Here is a 20,103-nt window from a genome sequence, read left to right as displayed (position 1 = left end):
TATTGGATGAATTAGCTGTAGCAAAATATGAAGCTGATGGTAGTTTCCGCAAACTCATTCAAAAATATAAGAAAATTGATCTCTTAATTCTGGATGAATGGTTACTGACAGAGCTTTCTGAAGAGCAAGCCCTTCATGTCTTAGAAATCATCGAATCGAGATTAAAGCGGACATCCACGATATTCTGTTCTCAGTTCTCCCATGAAGGGTGGCACTCGAAGTTGGGACAGGCACAGATAGCAGACGCAATCCTCGACCGCATTGTACATGATTCCTATAAAATCCTAGTTGATGGAGAAATCTCGATGAGAGAACGTCATGGTGTGGGGGTTAGGGTATGATTCCGGAGGAAGTAGAAAATCGTATCGTTACTTAATTTTTTCACAGATATTTGCCTGATGAGATTATGGAGAAAGTGGAAGTTGGTTTACTAACTCGTTGTCTTGGTGTAGAGGAAGAAGAAATAGATATGGATGAACTAGTGTTATGGGCTATTCGCGTTATAGACTATGAAATAGATTCTTCACTACTTTGATAAGAGCTGCAAACAGCCCTAGAAACCTCATTTTCTAGGGCTGTTTCAACCACTTCAACCGATTGGTGGCTCTCGCTCCCGCTTTTACTGGCTCTATTATCCACGTTCAGTGGCTCAAAACTCCGTACTAGTGGCTCATTCTTTCCGCAATACTCAATTATAAGGTATTTGGTAATGTGAATACACTTCCGTCAGAAAATAACCACCTGGCTTAACGGCTTTTTTAACACCTTGAAGTGTTTTTTGCCGAAGCGCTGCTGGGAAATGACCAAAGATGCATACAATTTCGTATCATTTATGTCAATTTCGGAGTTAATTTGCACCTATTTTAAGTGTTATTTTGCACAGGACCAATCGAGTAGGAGGGAGTGATTAACTCCCAACCTCTCACACCACCGTACGTACCGTTCGGTATACGGCGGTTCAATTAAGATTGATGACGCAAAGTTTCATAACGAGATATTAGACTTTTGAGCCCTCGGGAATTCCAATAGGAGTTCCCGAGGGTTCTGTGTAGTATGGGACTTTTCGAGGTTCTCCAGTAACTTTTGCGAGTGTTCCCATAAGACGATCATGGTTCACTTTGTCGAAGAATTTCTCTAAGTCTATATCGACTACCCAGCGATTTCCTTCTGCTACATATCCTTTTGCTTTTCTGACCGCGTCATGAGCACTTCGTTTTGGACGAAATCCATAACTATGATCTGAAAATGTTGGATCATATATAGAAGTAAGTACTTGGGCAATAGCTTGTTGAATGAATCGATCCATCACAGTAGGGATGCCTAATAAGCGCACACCACCGTCAGGTTTCGGGATTTCGACCCTGCGGACTGGTTGCGGTTCATAGGTTCCCTCTAGAAGTTCCTTTTTCATGGAATCCCAATGTTGTACGATATGCGCTCGTAGGTTTTGTACGGGCATTTCATCTACACCGTGACTACCTTTATTGCGTTCTACCCGTTTAAGGGCAGATAGTAGATTCTCCCGTGATACGATTCGTTCCATCAACATTCGATACGCCTCTTTCCGTGAACAACGGTTCTTCTTATGCCAGCTCTGCTCCACCATCTTGAAGTCCCCTATGGAATTCACCATTTCCTCCTTCAAGTATGCCTATACGGTTATCTGTGTTCATCGCAGTGTACTGAATGCCAAGGCGTTGTTCTCTCTTAATTGTTCAGCCCTTCCCATTCTTCTCGAGATAGAAATGGTACTATGGCTTCTGCTGACTTCTGACTGTTCAGCTATCCATCACTGGATAGGTTATCAAGTGTACTTGACGTATCAGTCAGACCTCCCCAGGTAAGAACGTAGTCTTTCCCTCCACGCTCATTACACGTTTCAACGGTACTGTACCACCACTTTCACTGATATGAAGAAAAGTTATACAATCGTTTGTCTCACGACTATTTTCCTTTTCAACGCTTCGCCGGGAGTAAGCCCTCCACGTTATCAGCTTACCACGTTGAATATTATCTATTATGGAACAAACTTAGGTGCTTCCTATGAGCCTGTTAGCATTGCATGTGCCTGTAACACAAGATGGACTTTTATATTGTGGATTCTTACTCATCCACGGCTAACCCTACATTTGGTAGTAAATACATTTCTATATAACGCGCGTCTAGACCCGTACATTCAGAAGTTCGCCAGCAATACAGTATCTTATTGTATTTACATTGCATTCTCACCATATCTGTTCAACCCAAGCACCATGATTTACACCACCCCATCGGGTAGGCTTTCGTCAGCCAAACTGTTACGGTAAATTCTCACGCCTATTAGCCGAGCTTATAACACACGTTTCCTTACTAATCAGTGTGCTACTCGACGCAGGGGAAGCCTTTCAGAGCGTTACCTCCTCATTCGACTTCTCGATAATATCCTTCAATTTAAATCATAAATCGCCTGACCTTTATCGAGATTGTGTTAACCACATCTCATTTGAGCCAAAAACGTGTCGCACCAAGAATTGCGCCCGATTGCGACTAAGTTATCAGTTCCATTAATCACTAAAGTCCTCAAAAAGGTGCTTTAATTCATTTTCGTCATACAAGACGCCACCATCACTAATAAATTTTTCAATCTCAATTGAACCATCGTCCATAAACTCGACTTCCCAACGCTGACCCGGAACCTCCACCATAATTGCCTCGCTTCTGACCTTACTCAAATTATAGAAGATTTTTCTTTCCTCTAGCTCATTGAGGAAATCATTTAGTTTTTGGGTTTCCATTAAAATCACTCCTCAGAAGCTATTTTCATCAGTTAAATGGCTCGTTTGCAGCGCAATCCTTATTCCAGAATTGCGCCCGATTACTGATATTAAAATAATTACAATCTTCCTACTTCCTCAAAAATACCCGACTAGTTTAAGTCCAATTGCCGAAGATAAAATAATTGCTATAAAAACTATCCTTCGCCAGTCTTTTGATTCAGCGAAGAATATCATACCAACTAACGCTCCACCGACAACTCCAATTCCCGCCCAAATTGCATAACCCGTCCCCATAGAGATAAATTGCAATGAATAGCTAAGTAACGCAAGGCTTGAACCAAACCCCAATATCAGCAACGTGACTGTTTGCCAATCACGTTTTACAGAAAGTCGATTTATCATTGCAACACCAAACGTCTCCAGTAGTCCGGCAAAGATCAAAGCAAACCATGCCATTAGGATTCAACCCCTTCCTTCGCCTTCTCAGGCGTTACTAATTTCAATCCAATGACACCGATTAATAACGTTATTATCAAAACAACTTTCCCCCACTTAAATGATTCACCAAAGAAAAGTAATCCCGCAATGACAGTGCCGGCCGTGCCTAATCCCACAAAAACAGCGTAGACCGTCCCGGCTGGAAGCACCTGTGCTGCTGTTATCATCAAGTAATTGCTAACTACGATAAGGACAATTGTTCCAGTCCATGTCCAAAAGTCATAAGCATGGGTTAAACCAATCACCCAAAAAATCTCCAAGAAAGCCGCAATAAATACCTTTATCCAATTTCGATTCATTTTAAAAAACACCCCTATTTCATTTTCATAGATAAAAACAAAAAAGCCCGGAAGAATACTGTTAAACAGTATCTCCCGGGCTTTTATCCCTCCGTGACATAGCTAATAGCTATGAGTTTTCTCTTGGTCCAGTCCAACAACTCGTTGCGGAACCCTAGAAAACATTTGATTGATTCAATTCAAGTTAATCACTATTTTACATCAAAACATCTTATACTGCAAAATGACCCGTTTGCTTTATAAAGTTACCTTTATGTCATCCACTCACCTTTAGGCGTTCTATTCAATATTCGCGCCCAATTCTAGAATATTAGTCAGCGAATAAATGCCACTTCCTTTTTTGAAAGAGCATCCTCTAACCATTGAGGGTGCATTGTTAACAAATCTTCTGGTAAATTGTTCTGACCAAAAAATTTAATTTCAAGCGATTCATCAGAATTACATTTAAGTTCCCCACCTGTAATTTCAGCAAGAAAACAAGTCGTTATAAAATGCACTACCTTGCCATTTGGATAATTGAAAACTTGTGAATCAGGATCGGAATAAACACCAATCAGCTTTTCAATTCTTATATCTAAATTAGTCTCTTCTTTTACTTCTCTCATGACTGCTTCAGACACTGTTTCACCAATTTCCACATGTCCTGAAGGAATTCCCCATAAGCCCACATCAGCTCTTTTTTGCAATAGAACCTGATTCTCCTGGTTCAAAATAATCACGGCAACTCCAGCTTTTAAATCATCAATTTTTTTCAAGTCAAAACTCCTTTCTTCAAGAAAATGGCCCGTTTGTTGAACACTGACTTCACTTCAATTAGCCACATTTATACCAATAGTATAACATTACCATTTTTAAAATTATATCTGTTGCAAGAAATTTCCCAATATAAAAAGCGATAAAAACTTTATCGCTTCACAAATATATCTTGAATACTATATTTCATTAGCCATTACTCTTCCGCAGCAAGCCGGAATTTATTTTCGAATAAACTCGCCATTAAGGCTCCTATCGTTAAGTTCATTACCATATTGGCAACGGCTGGTACGGCCGCGAGTGATCCGAAGTGTTCCATCGCAAGTGTTGCCGCGAGGGCGGTGTTGCAAATACCTGTATGGAATAAAATTGCGCGGGCGTTGCGCTCGGGTACGCCTAGCCATCTGGAGAGGAAGTAGCCAGCGCCCATTGGGATGCTGACTTGTAATGTGACTGCTATGAATACAAGCGGCAGCACGGATAAGTTCTCAGACAAGGCTTGCTGGGCATTGGATATGACCGATAGGATGACTAGAAATAGAGCAAGTTGGGACAAGACTCCGGTATATGGTTTGAACTTCTCCACTTGTCTCTGAAATTTCCACTGAATCAGTAAACCGCCAACCAAAGGAAAGAATACGATATATATAATGTTAAGAAATAAAGGCCAGAATTCAATAGGAATAAAACGTCCTGCAAATGTCTGTAATAAAACAGGCGTCAACACAGGGGAAATAAATGTATCTAGCGTCGCCATCGTAATACTGAGCGCGACTTCCCCGCCAGCGATGAATGTATAAATATTCGCAGACGTTCCGCTTGGTACGGTTCCCGCCAAAATAATACCGGTCGCGATCTCTGCTTGATTGCCGAAAAATAAATAGGCAATTGCTATCGACACTGCGACCATGATCGTCCATTTCAACAAGACACCCAGTAAAGCGTATTTCGGATTTTTGATGACCTCGAGCAGCTTCTCCGATGAAAGCGATAAGCCCATTAGAAAGAAGATCGTCCCTAATCCAAAGCCCGTCAATTGCCGGATTGAAATGAACGCATCCGGAATGATATAGGCGATGATGGATAAGAGTACGATCCAAAGTGGTAAGTACTTCGAAATAATTTTTGATATGGATTGTATGGTTTTCATTTATTTCTCCTCCTTGCGAGGAAGCCCGTCTGTATGTTTTCGCTATGAGCGGATAGACCGTCGCTATGAGCGCTTATCGAAGCACTATGATCAGTCAAAGGCCGTGTATGAGCGGTTAAAGCATTCCATAGAGCACTCGAGCCGCAACTATGAGCGCTTTTCACGAATCGTTGAGCGTTCAGCATAAAAACCTCACTGAACACTCAGCATTTCCGATATATATACGCCCCATCCTCTACATAATCCAATTCCGTCACGTCGCCAATCTCAACATTTCCATCCGTTCTTACCGTAACCTTAGCTTTGGATTCATCCAACTGAATAAGTGCCACTGTGTAAGGAGCAAGATGAGCAAATTCAGCAGGTGCAATATGAATATCCGTGTAACTATAGATCGTACCTTTCGAAGACACGTCTTGCACTTCTAGCTTGCCTGTTCCGCAACTCGGACAACGGTATTTATTCGAGACACTGGCATATTCACACTGATCGCATTGATAGACTATCATCTCTTCACAACCTTTCTAGAATATGAACAGTGGAGTACGAACCTGTTCCACCCAAGTTTTGTGCCAAAGCGAGTCGGGCATGTTCTACTTGATTTGGTGCAGTACCGCGAAGTTGTTGGACGAGCTGATACATTTGTGCGACACCGGTTGCACCGATTGGGTGACCGCGTGACAATAATCCCCCACTCGTGTTCACTGGTTTATCGCCAGTCGCTGTCGTTCGACCTTGCTCCACCGCAAGCCAACCTTCACGTTTATTGAAAAAGCCTAACTCCTCAATCGCAAGCATTTCCGTCATTGAGAAACAGTCATGAATTTCCACGACGTCGATATCTTCCGGGCCGACGCCTGCTTTTTCATATGCCAAGCGACCTGACTCTCGAACTGCGGGCAATGAAAGTAAATCGTCCGCGTCTTGCATTTGTGTAGGTCCTGAACTTTGTGCAGACGAACGGATATGGATAGCACCTTTTTTACGCGTAATGACCAATGCTGCCGCCCCATCCGTTGTTGGAGAACAATCAAATAAGCCGAGTGGAGAAGTAATAATACGTGCCTCCATAATCTCTTCCATCGTCGTTGGCTTTTGGAATTGCGCCAAAGGATTATGTAAAGCATTTTCACGATTCTTCAACGCAATCATCGCCAAATGCTCTTTCGTAGCGTCCGTTTCATAGAAGTAACGGTTCGCGAGTACGCCAAAGAATCCAGGGAATGTGAGACCTGCCTGCTTTTCATTGGAATCGTTATCCATTGCGGCATTGATCGCCTGTGTAACGTCGGCAGTCGAAGCATGTTTCATCTTCTCCACACCTGCTATTAAGACTGTATCGTATTCACCACTTAGAATCCCCATGATCCCTTGACGAAGCGCAATCCCTCCTGATGCACAAGCGCCTTCTACTTTGGCCGTCGGGATATAGCCGAGTCCTAGTTCATTGGCAACTAAGGCGCCGAGGATTTCTTGATTACCGATCGAGCCCCCCATAAAGTTTCCGACAAACACCGCTTCAACTTTTGGATTTCCTGCATCTTCAAGTGCTTCTATCGACGCTTCAACTAACAACTGCTTCATAGACTTGTCGACAAATTTCCCGAACTTCGTCATGCCAATTCCTTCGATATAGACATTCGTCAAGACTGCACCTCCACATGCTGATTGCGTAATTCCCGTTTTAAGATTTTACCGTACGAGCTTTTCGGTAGTTCATCTACGATATACATCTCTTTCGGTTTTTTGAAGCTCGCCATATGGTCTAGACATAATTGAAGTAATTCTTCTTTCATCACGGGCTTAGTGCCGTTCGGAACGACATATGCAATGACATTTTCTCCCCACTTATCGTCAGGTACACCGATAACGCATGTCTCTTTTACCCCGTCATGCTTATTGAGGACTTCTTCCACTTCCCTCGGATAAATATTGACGCCTCCTGAAATGATGACGTCTTTTTTGCGGTCCACGATATGCACATAGCCCGCCTCACTTTTCCAACCGAGATCACCAGTTTGTAACCAGCCGTCACGTAATGTTTCATTTGTCGCCTGCTCGTTATTCCAGTAACCTTTCATGACAAGAGAGCCTTTACAAACGATCTCTCCAACTTCACCTGCCGGCAGTTCAGTCCCTTGCGCATCGACAATCTTCACATCGACAAAAGGTCCGACACGCCCACAGGATTCCAGATGATCGCCAAGTTCGCGTTTCGGCATCATTGTAATACACATCGGCGCCTCAACTTGACCGAATGTCTGTGCAAATATCGGCCCTGTCAGAGCGAGTGCTTGCTCGAGCTTACTTGCAGCAATCGAAGAACCGGCCATATTAATTGTCTTAATTGTAGATAAATTATTCGAATCAAATTTCGGATGCTGGATCATTAAATTAACCATAGTAGGTACAAGGAAAATAACAGTGACTTTTTCTTTCGTTAAATTATGAACGAATTCTTCAGGCTCAAACTTATTGAATACAACTTGTGTTAATCCATACAGCCACGCTACATGCGACAGGAAGTTACTGCCGTGTGTCAATGGTGCAACATGACCTATCACATCGTCGTAATCGGTCTCACAAGCAAGCGCTAGTGACAAAGCTCCGGAAATGATATTGCGATGACTCAACATCACACCTTTTGGATTTCCTGTCGTACCGGATGTATACATAATCGCAAAAATATCCTCTTCCACAATCTCCGTTGTGCATGTAGCCCCCCTATTTTGTTCAATCACTGGTTCATACTGCTCGCCGATTGTTAGCGCTTGGATGACTGTATCAATTGGTTTTATTAACTCTGCTTCACCAATGATCAACTGAACATCTGCATCGTCCAGCATATATTCATGCTCTTTCGGATGAAGCCGATAATTTAACGGTACTTTGATGACACCTGAGATTGCCGCCGCTACGTCAAGCTCAATATGTTCCAGGCGATTCGACGATAGAACGGCGAAGCGGTCCCCTTTTTGAAGACCCGCTTTCTCGAAGTATGCTGTCAGTGCAAATGCCCGTTGCATCAGTTCATGAAACGTAAGTGAGCGCCTTTCATCTTTCACAGCTATTTTATTCGGATAAGCTGCGGCTGATTTCATTGCTAGTTTACCGATTGTCTCCAACGTCACTCACTCCTTTTCGTAAAATGAAATAATGGAATACCTGAATATTCATCTGGTTTTCTATGAACATGTGTATCGGATACTGGGAATATAATGAATTCCACTGTAATCGCCACGGGATTTTCTCCTCTAAGGAAGTGACCGCCATTCATCTGTTGATCACAGTCTACATATAGCCCGTGGAAGTGGATATCCAACTGACCTTGTTCATCGTAACCAACAAATCCTGAACCGGAAAGCAGTTCGACGGGAGTGTCTGTGACAAGCCTTTCGGAATACTGTAAACTTTTATCAGGATTTTGCTGAGGTTGTACAATGGTCGCATACGCAAGAGAGCCTATACATTGAAATTGAGCTGCTTCGACATGATGCTGCTTACACACCGCGAGAATTCCTTCAAATAGATCGGTACCTTTCTTCAAACGACCGATAATTCGACTCGTTTTCTCGTCATATACCGCTTCAATTGGGCGATTCAATACAAAACCCTCCATCCATTTTCAGTACTTGTCCTGTCGTATAGTTAGATTCAGATGAGGCAAAGTACAGAACGGCTTCTGCGATACTCGCCACTGTGCCTGTTTGATGGATTGTCGCCTTATCCAAATTGGTCATAACTACAGGTGCAACTGAATTACATGTGATTCCATACTCACGAAGTTCTTTAGCGGTCTGCTTGGTCAATTTACTAACTGAATCCTTAGAAGTTGTGAACGTTCGTTCTTTATCGGAACTTGAAATCGAACTGATGTTAATGATACGACCATACTTCTGCTCCACCATATACGGTGATACTCCTTGAATAAATAAAGAAGTTGCTTGCGCATTCGAATCTGCTTCCAGTTCCCAATGATCAACAGACGACTGGTTTTCACTATGGGTATTACATATACACATATTGTTCACTAAGATATGTAATTCTCCAAAGGCATCCGATGCTCTAGCGATTGCCGCGTTCACAAATTCTTTATCACGAACTTCGCCTAAGCATTCTAAATAAACCGCTTTGCCCCTAAATGATTGAATGGCTTCCAACGTCCCGGCACAGCTCGCTGAATCCACTAATACGACATTGGCACCTTGTTGTGAAAGAAGGAGGGCCGTCTGGGCACCAATACCATTGGCAGCCCCTGTGACGATCGCCGTCTGTCCTTTCAGTTTCATAAGCAACCCTCCTCAATCTACTTGATGTTTAGTAAATCTGGTAAAAATGTAGAGATTTGCGGAATATACGTAATGAGTAACAAGATAATGACGGAGGAGACAACGAAAGGCAAAACCCCTTTCGATATTTGCCCTATTGAAGTATTCGATATGCCCGCGGCTACGAATAAATTGAGACCGACTGGCGGAGTGAAAAGACCAATCGCTAAGTTGACTGTCATAAAGACACCGAATACTGTTGGATCGACATCGAACAATAGCACAATCGGCAATAAAATCGGAATGAAAATATAGTAGGCAGAAATTGCGTCGATAAACATCCCGGCAATTAGTAAAATGATATTGATTAGCAATAAGATAATGATTTTATTTCCCGATATATTTAGCATCACGTCTGAAATCTGCGTAGCAATTTGCTCGGTTGTGATGATATATGCGTAGACACTTGCCGCACTGACGATAAACATAACGACTGCCGTCTGAATACCGGCTGCCACTAAGATGTCATATAGCTTTTTCAGTGTCAGTTCACGGTAAATGAAAAACCCGATAAACAGACTATAAAATACCGCCACTACCGCTGCCTCTGTCGGTGTAAAGTATCCACCATAAATACCGCCTAAAATAATAACAGGAATTAATAAGCCCCAGATGGCATTTCCGAAGGCTTTAAAGAGTTCCGCACTTGTTGCCGGTTCCATTATGTACTGTTGCGATATCGGACCCTCACGTTTCTCCTGTCGATACCTAACGAACATGGCAGCTATAATAAATCCAACGCCCAATAGCAATCCAGGAATGACCCCTGCCATGAACATTCTTCCGATCGATACCGGAACCTGATCGCCCGCCACTACAGCAAAGACGATAAACGCAATACTAGGTGGAATGATGATACCGATTGCTCCGGAACTTGCTACCAAACCGGCCGCAGTTTCCGTTTTATAACCGTTCTTCACCATACCCGGAATTAAAATACCACCTATCGCGGCAACCGTTGCAGGACCTGAGCCAGAAATTGCTGCGAAGAAAATTGCTGTCATAACGGTTACAAAAATAATCCCGCTTTTACGATGACCAACCAATGCTTGCGCAAAATCAATCAGCCTTTTGGAAATTCCCGCGTGCTCCATAATGACTCCCGCCAAGATGAAAAACGGAATCGCAAGCAACGTGAATTTCGCTACGCTCGTATACATGATATCTGCAACCAATTCCAAACCAAACAATCCACTGCCTGTAAATAACACCACAATGGATGAGATAGCTAAGGCCACAGCAATTGGCATTCGAAGCATAACTAAAATGAAAAATACGCCGAATAAAATGATCGCTGTCATATTAGCTGCTCTCCCTTCCCGTTTTGCTGTCGGAATTCAACAATCGTTACTTGGATGGAGCGAATTAAACAAAATAGCGCACCGATTGGCATCGACATTGAGAACCACCATTGCGGCCAACCAAGCGAAGGTGTTTTTTGTCCCATATCCATCTGATACTGCACCATCTTCAAACCAAAATATAAAAGAATAAAAAATAATAACATCATCATCAATCCAACCAAAATCGTAATAATATTCTTCAGCAACAGATTGCCCTTGTCATAAATCAGAGTAAAGCCAAGGTGTGCGTACTTACGCACACCAATGGCCGTTCCGACAAATGTTAACATTACAAATAAATTGACTGTAATCTCTTCTGTGAAAGAAAATGAATAATTGGCAAATCCTCTGGATAGCACATTAACGAATGCAATGGTGGACATGATGGACAGCACAATCACAACAATCCATTCTTCTAACCTATTGAATATTTTCCCCATACATCCACCCTCCAGTCCTTATTGGTCTTGGAACTTATCTAATAGATCCTTGCCCCAAATATCTTCATACTTTTTATACACCGGTTGTACTGCTTCTGTAAACTCAGCTAATTCTTCGTCTGTTGGTGCGTAGAACTGCATGCCCGCATCCTTCAACTCTCCGATTTGTTTCTCTTCCTTTTCACGTGCCATTTCTACTTGATACTCTGCCGCCTCTTTACCTAACTTCTTCACAAGCTCCTGATCTTCTTCACTCATCGAATCAAACAATTTCTTGTTGATGCCTAATACTAGTGGATCATAGGAATAGTTCCAAGTCGTTAAGTAGTCTTGTACTTCATTCAACTTAGATGAGTGAATAACATCGATTGGGTTTTCTTGACCGTCAATCGTACCTTGCTGAAGAGATGTAAAGACTTCAGAGAACGCCATTGTCGTTGGATCCGCACCTAGTGCACGGTACAAATCTGTGTACATCGTGATTCCAGGAATACGTACTTTCAGGCCTTTCATGTCTGCAGGTGATTTAATTTCCTTTTTACTGTTTGTAATCTGACGGAAACCATTCTCTCCGAATCCGAGTAATTCTACGTTCTTTTCATTGAGGATTTCTGCGAGTGCTTCCCCACCTGCACCATCAAATACTTTGTCTACTCCGTCTTTATCTTTAAATAGGAATGGCGCACTCGCTACACCAAAGCGATCATCTAAGATAGAATAAATAATTGTGGAGTGAAGACTCAGGTCGGTCTGTCCTTTTGTCAGAAGCTCTACACCTTTCCCTTGGTCACCATTTGATAGTTGTTCATTCGGGAAAACTTCAATATTGATACGACCATCCGTTTGTTCTTTCAAGTCCTGCGCTAACTTGTCTGCGGCCTGATACCAAGTAGATGAATCATTAACCGTGACAGACATTTTCAGATCGTATGATTTTCCTTCTGATTCAGCCGCACCATCTGTTGATTCTTCTTTGTCTGACGAACAAGCTGCCAACATCAGCATGGCAGATAAACCAATTGCGCCTAATACACTCTTTTTCTTCATTTTCATTTGTTGTTCCCCCCAGCTTTTTTCAAAAGTCATCTAGATACTTACCACTACAAAAGAGTATCTATTCGAAACATTTTGTTAGTATATATAATTCTAATAGTCTGACAGCTTAATTCATATAGACTTTAGCACAATGATATATAGAGAAACACTTCTATTTTTTGTGTCAACGTCTAGTTTCTATAGAAAGCGTCTTTATTCGCTCCTTCTATTATATTAAAATAATGAAGAACACAAAAAGAGGAGCAATTCATTGCTCCTCTTTTTGTACTTTATTTAACTTTTCTCTAGCTCTTACTAAATAATGTGCATTAATCCAAGAAGCAATCGGTATAACTAGCGCTATACCAAGCCCCGCACAAAGTATCAAAATCATTTCTGAACTGAATATCTTTGAATTGACGATATCCCCAATGGAATAGTGCAAATCCTTGAACCAAATGAGCAATGCCAAATATCCTCCAAAGAAAGCAAAGAACAATGTATTGGTATCGGTTCCTAAAATATCACGTCCAATGCTGACACCAGACTTGAACAATTCCTTCTTGCTCAAGCTAGGTGTATGCTTAAATACTTCATGCATGGTCGTAGCAATCGATATAGCGACGTCCATGATTGCTCCAATAGTGCTCATTATAATGACGGAAGCGCCAATTTTTATGAAGTCTACACCAATATAGAGAGACATACCTGCAATTGCCTCTTCTTCCTCTTCACCAAATCCTTGAATCATTAGTTTTTGGGATACTAATACAATGAAAAACAATAATATACTAATGGTAATCATCGTTGAGATAAATGCCATTACCGTTTTACTGTTCACCTCATTAATATAAAACAAACTGACGCATCCAATAACTATGCAAGCAATAAATGTAATGAGAATAGGATTAGCGTTTGGATCCAACATAAAAAACATCGTGAAGAAGACAACACCAAAATTGAGAAATAGCGAAATGAATGATCTTGCCCCACTTTTTCCGCCTACCCAGATCATTAATCCGAGTAAAATAACCGCGAGCCATACGAGTACATTCATATTCTCGCCCTCTTTCGTTCAATGAAGAAGATGGCTGTATAAAGTCCAATCGGGATCGTCAAGACGATTCCAATCCCACCAGCTAAAGCACGCGCTAATTCCAACGACAGATTCATCGAAAGTGCAAATCCTACGGGAGAAGCGTTTTTCAAATAGAGGATGAGCATGGGGATGGATCCACTTATATATGCAAAAAACAGAATGCTTGTAATGGTTCCCATAATGTCTTTACCAATATCTATGCCAGATGCTCTTAGCGCTTTAACGGATATAGTGTGATCTCTTTCATATAATGCAAACATCGAAGACGACATCGTAATGGCCACATCCATAATGGCCCCGAGTGATCCAATAAACAGCCCCGCCATGAAGATGGTGTGATAAGGACGCGTCAAAAACTGCATTTCTTCATAACGCAAACCATTCCCTGAAGTAATCCAGATGACAAGAGACGTGATGGAAAGAGATACGACTGTTGCGACTAGCGTAGCTACAATCGCGGCATACGTTTTTTCAGTGCGGCCACTGACTAGCAGGAGCGAAATCGTTGTGAATAGCAGGATACAAATCCCGCAAACTACAAGTAAACTGACCTCATAATACTTCACATAAATATCTAAAGCGAATGATAGTACCAGGACATTAATCACAAAGCCTACTATTGCTAATAACCCTTGCTTATGCCCAACAATTAATAGCGTAAAGACGAAGATCCACGCAACGATCAATACATATGTATCACGTTTTACGTCTGTGATACTTCCCATCAGTTGTTCTCCAGCAGTAGAATCAATGGAGACAAATACTTCATTTCCTATACGGTACTGCTGATCGTATGCCCCGGAAGAGGAATACTCATTGACCAACTGGACTTCCTGGCCTTTTTCTTCTCCGTTCATGATCCTAGCTACGATTTGCTGGACAAATAGTGTGTCTTCATTGCCATGTATATCTGTTACATCGGTTTCTTCCTCTAATGTTGTATCGATCACCTTAGCGATCGGTCGGTCATAAAATGAATGATTTTGATTTACAAATGCAATGGAACCAATACAGCAAAGTGCTAAGATCAAAAACAGGATCCACTGCCATGTTGTGATGTTTCGGATTCTATTCAAAACAATCCTCCTGACACTCTTAGAATAAGACGCAGTTTAATCCTACCATGAATAAGACGTAGAATTAAAAAAACAATCTGTTTCCTCGTCCAATAAAAAAGCTCCGATTCCACTATAGGAAGCGAAGCAATTGATCACTTATTCCTTACTAAACGACTGCTCTTCCATTAAACGCAGTGACAAGTATAGTAAGAAGACATCATGCGTACTAGAAACAGATAATCCGGTTAACTGCTCGACCTTTTGCAGACGATAAGACAATGTATTTTTATGGATATGCAGACGTTGCGCGGTATTTTGCATCGACTGATTCTCTTCGAACCATACCATCAAATTATTCAGCAAGTCTTTATGATCTTCCAGTGGCGCAACTGTGCGCTTAAGGAATTCCTGCTTGACCAAATCTGGAATGCTCTGCAAAATTATTTCAAGACGCAGTTCATGCTCAAAGACAATATCTCCAGATTCCTTTGCAGCATGGACAGCACGTTCTGCCTGGGCGAATGATTTAGCTAAGTCGAAATACCGTGTGGATTCACCTATACCTGCGACGACTTGTACTTTCTTGCGCCGTTTTATATGAAGCAATAAAAACTCTAACTCGTTTTTTACAGTTTCCTGATTCATTTCAGGTAATAATAATAAGATTTTATTTTGCGCCCAGCGGATCATTTTCATGGAAGGATGGATGTTTTGAATCGACTCAAATGTCTCCATTTCCTCAACGGAGAACTGTTCCAATAAATCCAGCACTTCCAAAACCACCACTTGACTGTAGAGTGTCACGTCGATTCCGAGCAGTGTCCCTCGTTCCATAAATCTTTCATCTTTCTTTGATCCTGTCAGCCAGTCAAAGACGAAGAACTCCACATCACGTACTTTTTCATCCTTCTGCTTTCGTTTCAAGGTGTCTTGGATGAACAGTTCCGCTACGCGTAAGATTAGCTGAGCCTGCGGATGAATCACATCTGGATCACCCGTCACGCCAAGTACGGCTATCGGCTCTTCTTCAATAATGATAGGCAAGACAATTCCTCTACGGACCCCTTGCAGATGCTCCGCTTCCTCGTCTGCCATACGGAGCATCGTTTTCTGGCGCATGCTTAACAGTGCCCCTTCATGGAACTGATTGATTCGATCCGGTTCTGTACTCGCTTGAATGAAGCCTCTTCTATCTGTTAAAATCACTTGCTGCTGTATCAGATTCGATAATTCCGTTACTATTTCATGTCCTAATGTATCAAATTGAAACACCTGTCTCACCTCGGATGAAAACTGCTAGTCTTACTTAGTTTACGCCACTTCAGTTTCCACTACAATAGAGGTGATTCAGATAAGTCGGACTTCCGGAATTCCACAGCTCCATGCCTTTATGAGCAGTTGTAATAGTTCTGCTGTTTCAATGGTTGCAGACTTCTCTAGCGTGACCGATCCGCCTTGATCGGTATGGCGCTGTTCTGCAGTTATTCGATCGATCATGGCGATTTGCTGTTGTTTTGTCGCCTGGTATATCGAACGATGCATAACCGAGGCCGCTTTGCGCAGAGGAGTATTCATTCCGCTTTGACAAGATGCCACCTCCAAGGAACGATTTATCTCTCGGGCTACCTCTTCAATAAACAGAAGGGCCCTCTCTGAATGTAAAGCAATTTTCTGTTCAGCTATAGCGGTTTCCCATCCTGCCACTTCAATTTGTATAGTACGTCCCCATATACTTTCAATGCCGTTCAGTAAACGTACAAGTATGGTACAAGTACGTGCCAACTCCGTTTCCTGCAGTACGTACGGTAATTGAATATACGAGCATAATACTGCTTTTTCCTGTCGTTCTTTATTAGGAAAATGCACAACAATTCCTTCACTTCCAAGCAGCCGTTTCATCAATCCGATGGCAGAGACTTTTTTATGCCCCATAGAGGAACTATCAGCAGCGTGGGAAAATCTCTCACTGTTGAAGTTGTCAAATGAACATCCAAAAATACGCTCTATTTGTTCAGCATCAAATAAACTCCAAGAGCCGCACGCTTTTACTTGTTCCATAAAATGATCGGGTATACGTATATGCTTTTCTTTAACCTTACTTGATAAAAATGATGCAATTCTGTCGTCAGCGATATCCATTGTATATTGCTGGACTCTCGTCTTTCGCTGATAGAACGTCTTACCGAAGAATGACATAATCTCAGCTGGTAAAGTCACATAACCATGGCTCAGCATCCAATATGCTTCCTGTACTTTCTGCAGGCGCTGGACAGTTTCATTTTGCATTGCGCCCATTGCTATGAGCATAAGCCTTTCCTGAGGCAGTCCTATCCGCTTATCATGATAATCAGATGTTACAAATTCATTCATATATTGCTGCAATTGTGCAGAAGGTATCAGTCGGTCGCGTTCAGCTACAATCTGTAGGCCAAGCCATTTGATTTCACTTGCTGAATAGTTATAGATCCATTGACCGTATAGCCCGTCCTGTAACAGTTTCCTTACTACTTGATGAAATCCTGAATACACTGGTCTTCTACGCTGTTGTTCTGCTTGTTTATACAATATCTGCAACAGTGCACGTTCGTGTATACGTTCCTCATTTTGTTCACATAATCTCATGTCGCGGTCTCCTTTCGTAAACAACAAAAAACAATCATTCCGCCTCTTCGGCAAGATGATTGCAATAGTTGTGAATGAGGAAACAAATTCAGGCAACTTTAATATACTCCATACAAAAATGCATAGATGCAGATACCTTTTTTGCTTCCACTCCTCAACCCCCGAAGAAAGTGTCGCTTTGACGATACGTGGCAGGTCTCCTGGCTTCACTTCATCCTTCCGCCAGTGCCTTCCCATGTCTCCATAGTGGCTAATTCTAGCGGTCGTCCGTGTGTACAGTTGCGGGGACAGCTCCGGTTTACGGATTCCCTTTTATACCTTGATAGGTACCAGCGCATCGTGCAAACTCATTTATTTGATTGATTTCATTTTATCATGGATAACATAGAGGGTGGTAGCGTTTGTTTTCAATAAGAAGGAAGACACAACTAAACAGGGTGCCTATCTAAAAACTACTGTGAGTACATCCACAATCGTTTTTTGCTAGGCACCCTGTATCGAGCTTTCTTCATTACTTACATGAGTTGTTGTTCGCATAGACAGCCGCACTCCGCCAATCCTTGAACATACGCTTCTTCCCATGTAATCCCATGGATGAAACCATTCTCTGAGTAACCTGTGATCAAATAGAACGTTTCGTTTTGCTCTGGTAGTGCTGAATTGTTTTGATAGGTGTTGTTTTGCATAAGAATTACCTCCTGGATTTGTATTTTTCATAGTATATGCCTTGTCGGGGAAAAAAGAACATTTTCTTCGCTTTTATTAATAAAAGGCCTATTGACAGCGCTTACATTTTGAAGGCAAAAGGAAATGAGTTCTTTATATATTACCGAACTAGTGTAATAAAGGCATATTTAATAAATCTGTTAATTCTGTTTATTGTATCATGCAAATAAATAAAAGTAAATATAAAAGTTGTAATTCCTTATTAACTTTTGTCAGCTTTTAAGATAATCTTTGACTTCTCTATCATTTAATGACTAAAATGCACCAAAAAACTTCTTCCTATACAAAAATATCTCCCTAAGTCCCCTTTACGACTTAGAGAGATCAGTAGTTATTAGGACAACTGCTTTTCGCAAATTTCGATCACTGTTTTGACAGAATCAGCTGACTGATCGAGCGCTGTTTGTTCTTCCTCTGTTAACGGGAGTTCAATTACACTCTCAATACCATTGCCACCCAAAACAGTAGGAACGCCTAAATAGATATTTTGATATCCATATTCGCCTTCTAAATAAGCAATAGATGGCATAATTCGTTTTTTATCTTTGATAATTGCTTCCGCCATCTCTACCAAAGCCGCAGCAGGTGCGTAATACGCGCTACCATTACCTAACAACGAGACGATCTCGCCGCCGCCTTTTCGAGTACGCTCCACAATTGCTTCCAATCGTTCATTCGAAATGATTTTATCCAACGGAATGCCCCCAGCGTATGAATAACGCACAAGTGGAACCATATCATCGCCGTGTCCACCAAGGACAAAGCCCGAAATATCTTCTACAGAAATATTCAATTCTTCCGAGATGAACGTATTGAAACGGGCAGTATCGAGCACACCTGATTGTCCAATCACACGATTTTTAGGAAAGCCGGTTGTTTTATAGCAAACATATGTCATCGCATCTACCGGGTTACTTAAAATCAGCACAATGCTGTCTGGTGCGTAACGCTTCACTTGTTCAGAAACAGAACGCATAATCTTCGCATTGGTCGCAACTAAATCATCACGACTCATACCTGGTTTTCGCGCGACGCCTGCTGTAATGATCACCATTGCAGCGCCTTCAATATCCTCGTAATTCGATGTACCTGTGATGCGGGAATTGAACTGTTGCACAGGACTTGTCTGAAGGAGATCGAGTGCTTTACCTTTGGTAGGATTGGAGAGGTCAGGAATATCGACTAATACGATGTCGCCTAATTCTTTCTGCGCCGCCATCAATGCGGCAGTCGCACCCGTATGACCCGCTCCGATGACTGCAATTTTATGTCGTTTGAAAGCCATGGAAACCACTCCTTTCTATAGATTTCATTATGACCGAAGAGTTTGTGCCCAATAAAACTTCGCAAATGCTCTTAGGTAATCCGCCCTCAGTCTTTCTTCGGTGCCTTCTTGGCTTCTATCGCTTTCTTTACTTTCGGAATTTCTGGAGTAGTTGGCACTAGCGGTTTCACCATGCCATATACTGAATCATCAGGACGCGGTATCACATGTGCACCTAGCAATTCACCAACACGCGCTGCTGCATCGCGACCTGCATCCACAGCTGCCTGTACTGCTCCGACATCACCTTGAACGATGACCGTTACGATACCACCATCCACCATCTCCTGTGATACTAACTCCACATTAGATGCCTTTACCATTGCGTCTGCTGCTTCAATCGATCCTATCAATCCTTTTGTCTCAATCATTCCGATCGCTTGACTCATGTATATCACCTCTCTTTACTTCTGTTGAATCAATAATACCAATAATGACCGCGTCGATTGGGATCGGGTTTTCTTTCGGTAAAATAAAGCGTGAAGAACCGCCACTCGTAATGAGTACCTCATCACCAACCCCTGCCCCAATTCGATCTGCCGCGACCATATGCGACTGTATATTATTGCCGTGTGCATCAATTGGCTGGATGATTAATAACTTAAGTCCTGATAATCCATCCTCTTTACGGGTTGCCCATACATTACCAATCACTCTACCCATTCGCATGCG

23 protein-coding genes, 2 pseudogenes and 2 riboswitches are annotated in these 20,103 nt (G+C 42.0%); of the genes and pseudogenes, 2 read left to right on the top strand and 23 right to left on the bottom strand.

Annotated elements, in window-relative coordinates; translation table 11 throughout:
- Positions 1 to 341 (top strand): ATP-binding protein (locus tag CSV80_RS10140; protein WP_158231883.1); only part of this gene is annotated, 341 nt, incomplete at its 5' end.
- A 50-nt stretch (positions 342 to 391) separates the two neighbouring features.
- A complete protein-coding gene (locus CSV80_RS10135) occupies positions 392 to 535 on the top strand; it encodes a hypothetical protein (RefSeq protein WP_233208475.1) in 144 nt (47 codons plus the stop codon).
- A gap of 159 nt (positions 536 to 694) precedes the next feature.
- On the opposite strand, the pseudogene CSV80_RS17825 reads toward CSV80_RS10135, so the two are convergent.
- From CSV80_RS17825 to CSV80_RS10020, 23 genes and pseudogenes are all read right to left on the bottom strand, one after another.
- Positions 695 to 823: pseudogene (locus CSV80_RS17825) on the bottom strand (SAM-dependent methyltransferase); the annotation flags it as partial.
- A gap of 246 nt (positions 824 to 1,069) precedes the next feature.
- Positions 1,070 to 1,549, bottom strand: a pseudogene (locus tag CSV80_RS10120) (reverse transcriptase domain-containing protein); the annotation flags it as partial.
- Positions 1,550 to 2,543: 994 nt separating this feature from the next.
- Entirely contained in the window at positions 2,544 to 2,774 is a 231-nt protein-coding gene (locus tag CSV80_RS10115) for a hypothetical protein (RefSeq protein WP_099670736.1), read from the bottom strand.
- A 117-nt stretch (positions 2,775 to 2,891) separates the two neighbouring features.
- A complete protein-coding gene (locus CSV80_RS10110; RefSeq protein ID WP_099670735.1) occupies positions 2,892 to 3,212 on the bottom strand; it encodes a DMT family transporter in 321 nt (106 codons plus the stop codon).
- Positions 3,212 to 3,553 (bottom strand): DMT family transporter, encoded by a 342-nt coding sequence (locus CSV80_RS10105; RefSeq protein ID WP_099670734.1) that lies wholly within the window; start codon positions 3,551 to 3,553, stop codon positions 3,212 to 3,214. Before CSV80_RS10105 ends, CSV80_RS10110 begins: the two co-directional genes overlap by 1 nt.
- Before the next feature lie 70 nt (positions 3,554 to 3,623).
- Positions 3,624 to 3,722, bottom strand: a riboswitch (guanidine-I (ykkC/yxkD leader).
- Positions 3,723 to 3,867: 145 nt separating this feature from the next.
- On the bottom strand, positions 3,868 to 4,308 hold the full coding sequence (locus CSV80_RS10100) for an NUDIX domain-containing protein (RefSeq protein WP_099670733.1): 441 nt from the start codon (positions 4,306 to 4,308) through the stop codon (positions 3,868 to 3,870).
- A 194-nt stretch (positions 4,309 to 4,502) separates the two neighbouring features.
- Positions 4,503 to 5,456 carry a bile acid:sodium symporter family protein gene (locus tag CSV80_RS10095; RefSeq protein WP_099670732.1) on the bottom strand — a complete coding sequence of 318 codons (954 nt, stop codon included), beginning with the start codon at positions 5,454 to 5,456 and terminating at the stop codon, positions 4,503 to 4,505.
- A 203-nt stretch (positions 5,457 to 5,659) separates the two neighbouring features.
- Positions 5,660 to 5,965 (bottom strand): Zn-ribbon domain-containing OB-fold protein, encoded by a 306-nt coding sequence (locus CSV80_RS10090; protein WP_099670731.1) that lies wholly within the window; start codon positions 5,963 to 5,965, stop codon positions 5,660 to 5,662.
- A gap of 4 nt (positions 5,966 to 5,969) precedes the next feature.
- On the bottom strand, positions 5,970 to 7,103 hold the full coding sequence (locus tag CSV80_RS10085) for a thiolase C-terminal domain-containing protein (RefSeq protein WP_099670730.1): 1,134 nt from the start codon (positions 7,101 to 7,103) through the stop codon (positions 5,970 to 5,972).
- Positions 7,100 to 8,581, bottom strand: coding sequence for a class I adenylate-forming enzyme family protein (locus CSV80_RS10080; protein ID WP_099670729.1), 1,482 nt, complete (start codon positions 8,579 to 8,581; stop codon positions 7,100 to 7,102). The genes CSV80_RS10085 and CSV80_RS10080 overlap by 4 nt, the downstream gene beginning before the upstream one ends.
- Positions 8,582 to 8,583: 2 nt before the next feature.
- On the bottom strand, positions 8,584 to 9,060 hold the full coding sequence (locus CSV80_RS10075) for a PPC domain-containing DNA-binding protein (protein WP_099670728.1): 477 nt from the start codon (positions 9,058 to 9,060) through the stop codon (positions 8,584 to 8,586).
- Positions 9,044 to 9,745, bottom strand: coding sequence for an SDR family NAD(P)-dependent oxidoreductase (locus tag CSV80_RS10070; RefSeq protein WP_199083963.1), 702 nt, complete (start codon positions 9,743 to 9,745; stop codon positions 9,044 to 9,046). Before CSV80_RS10070 ends, CSV80_RS10075 begins: the two co-directional genes overlap by 17 nt.
- A 17-nt stretch (positions 9,746 to 9,762) precedes the next feature.
- Positions 9,763 to 11,085: a TRAP transporter large permease gene (locus CSV80_RS10065; protein ID WP_099670726.1), complete on the bottom strand. Its 1,323-nt coding sequence runs from the start codon at positions 11,083 to 11,085 to the stop codon at positions 9,763 to 9,765.
- Entirely contained in the window at positions 11,082 to 11,567 is a 486-nt protein-coding gene (locus CSV80_RS10060) for a TRAP transporter small permease (RefSeq protein WP_099670725.1), read from the bottom strand. Before CSV80_RS10060 ends, CSV80_RS10065 begins: the two co-directional genes overlap by 4 nt.
- Before the next feature lie 18 nt (positions 11,568 to 11,585).
- Positions 11,586 to 12,620, bottom strand: coding sequence for a DctP family TRAP transporter solute-binding subunit (locus tag CSV80_RS10055; protein ID WP_029053405.1), 1,035 nt, complete (start codon positions 12,618 to 12,620; stop codon positions 11,586 to 11,588).
- A 250-nt stretch (positions 12,621 to 12,870) separates the two neighbouring features.
- Complete coding sequence (locus tag CSV80_RS10050; RefSeq protein WP_099670724.1) at positions 12,871 to 13,659, bottom strand: YibE/F family protein; 789 nt, start codon at positions 13,657 to 13,659, stop codon at positions 12,871 to 12,873.
- Positions 13,656 to 14,783, bottom strand: a complete 1,128-nt coding sequence (locus CSV80_RS10045) for a YibE/F family protein (RefSeq protein ID WP_369802823.1) — start codon at positions 14,781 to 14,783, stop codon at positions 13,656 to 13,658. Before CSV80_RS10045 ends, CSV80_RS10050 begins: the two co-directional genes overlap by 4 nt.
- Positions 14,784 to 14,915: 132 nt before the next feature.
- On the bottom strand, positions 14,916 to 16,031 hold the full coding sequence (locus CSV80_RS10040; protein WP_158231882.1) for a CdaR family transcriptional regulator: 1,116 nt from the start codon (positions 16,029 to 16,031) through the stop codon (positions 14,916 to 14,918).
- Between the two features lie 75 nt (positions 16,032 to 16,106).
- Positions 16,107 to 17,381, bottom strand: coding sequence for a ribonucleotide reductase N-terminal alpha domain-containing protein (locus CSV80_RS10035; RefSeq protein ID WP_099670721.1), 1,275 nt, complete (start codon positions 17,379 to 17,381; stop codon positions 16,107 to 16,109).
- Positions 17,382 to 17,554: 173 nt separating this feature from the next.
- Positions 17,555 to 17,731, bottom strand: a riboswitch (cobalamin riboswitch).
- Between the two features lie 165 nt (positions 17,732 to 17,896).
- Positions 17,897 to 18,067, bottom strand: a complete 171-nt coding sequence (locus CSV80_RS17520; protein ID WP_155979477.1) for a hypothetical protein — start codon at positions 18,065 to 18,067, stop codon at positions 17,897 to 17,899.
- A gap of 374 nt (positions 18,068 to 18,441) precedes the next feature.
- Complete coding sequence (gene mdh / locus CSV80_RS10030) at positions 18,442 to 19,392, bottom strand: malate dehydrogenase (RefSeq protein WP_099670720.1); 951 nt, start codon at positions 19,390 to 19,392, stop codon at positions 18,442 to 18,444.
- Between the two features lie 86 nt (positions 19,393 to 19,478).
- Positions 19,479 to 19,820: a BMC domain-containing protein gene (locus CSV80_RS10025; protein WP_029053411.1), complete on the bottom strand. Its 342-nt coding sequence runs from the start codon at positions 19,818 to 19,820 to the stop codon at positions 19,479 to 19,481.
- Complete coding sequence (locus tag CSV80_RS10020) at positions 19,795 to 20,100, bottom strand: EutN/CcmL family microcompartment protein (protein WP_029053412.1); 306 nt, start codon at positions 20,098 to 20,100, stop codon at positions 19,795 to 19,797. The genes CSV80_RS10025 and CSV80_RS10020 overlap by 26 nt, the downstream gene beginning before the upstream one ends.
- Between the last annotated feature and the right edge of the window lie 3 nt (positions 20,101 to 20,103).

Origin of the sequence: Sporosarcina sp. P12(2017), assembly GCF_002743035.1 — a bacterium.
GTDB lineage: Bacteria > Bacillota > Bacilli > Bacillales_A > Planococcaceae > Sporosarcina > Sporosarcina ureae.
This window is presented reverse-complemented; position numbering and strand designations above follow the sequence as displayed.

Bases quoted from the DNA above. Each gene is read 5' to 3' on its own strand.
- CSV80_RS10115 (WP_099670736.1), bottom strand. From the start codon at position 2,774: ATGGAAACCCAAAAACTAAATGATTTCCTCAATGAGCTAGAGGAAAGA.
- CSV80_RS10110 (WP_099670735.1), bottom strand. From the start codon at position 3,212: ATGGCATGGTTTGCTTTGATCTTTGCCGGACTACTGGAGACGTTTGGT.
- CSV80_RS10105 (WP_099670734.1), bottom strand. From the start codon at position 3,553: ATGAATCGAAATTGGATAAAGGTATTTATTGCGGCTTTCTTGGAGATT.
- CSV80_RS10095 (WP_099670732.1), bottom strand. From the start codon at position 5,456: ATGAAAACCATACAATCCATATCAAAAATTATTTCGAAGTACTTACCA.
- CSV80_RS10090 (WP_099670731.1), bottom strand. From the start codon at position 5,965: ATGATAGTCTATCAATGCGATCAGTGTGAATATGCCAGTGTCTCGAAT.
- CSV80_RS10070 (WP_199083963.1), bottom strand. From the start codon at position 9,745: ATGAAACTGAAAGGACAGACGGCGATCGTCACAGGGGCTGCCAATGGT.
- CSV80_RS10065 (WP_099670726.1), bottom strand. From the start codon at position 11,085: ATGACAGCGATCATTTTATTCGGCGTATTTTTCATTTTAGTTATGCTT.
- CSV80_RS10060 (WP_099670725.1), bottom strand. From the start codon at position 11,567: ATGGGGAAAATATTCAATAGGTTAGAAGAATGGATTGTTGTGATTGTG.
- CSV80_RS10055 (WP_029053405.1), bottom strand. From the start codon at position 12,620: ATGAAAATGAAGAAAAAGAGTGTATTAGGCGCAATTGGTTTATCTGCC.
- CSV80_RS10050 (WP_099670724.1), bottom strand. From the start codon at position 13,659: ATGAATGTACTCGTATGGCTCGCGGTTATTTTACTCGGATTAATGATC.
- CSV80_RS10035 (WP_099670721.1), bottom strand. From the start codon at position 17,381: ATGAGATTATGTGAACAAAATGAGGAACGTATACACGAACGTGCACTG.
- CSV80_RS17520 (WP_155979477.1), bottom strand. From the start codon at position 18,067: ATGCAAAACAACACCTATCAAAACAATTCAGCACTACCAGAGCAAAAC.
- mdh (WP_099670720.1), bottom strand. From the start codon at position 19,392: ATGGCTTTCAAACGACATAAAATTGCAGTCATCGGAGCGGGTCATACG.
- CSV80_RS10025 (WP_029053411.1), bottom strand. From the start codon at position 19,820: ATGAGTCAAGCGATCGGAATGATTGAGACAAAAGGATTGATAGGATCG.
- CSV80_RS10020 (WP_029053412.1), bottom strand. From the start codon at position 20,100: ATGCGAATGGGTAGAGTGATTGGTAATGTATGGGCAACCCGTAAAGAG.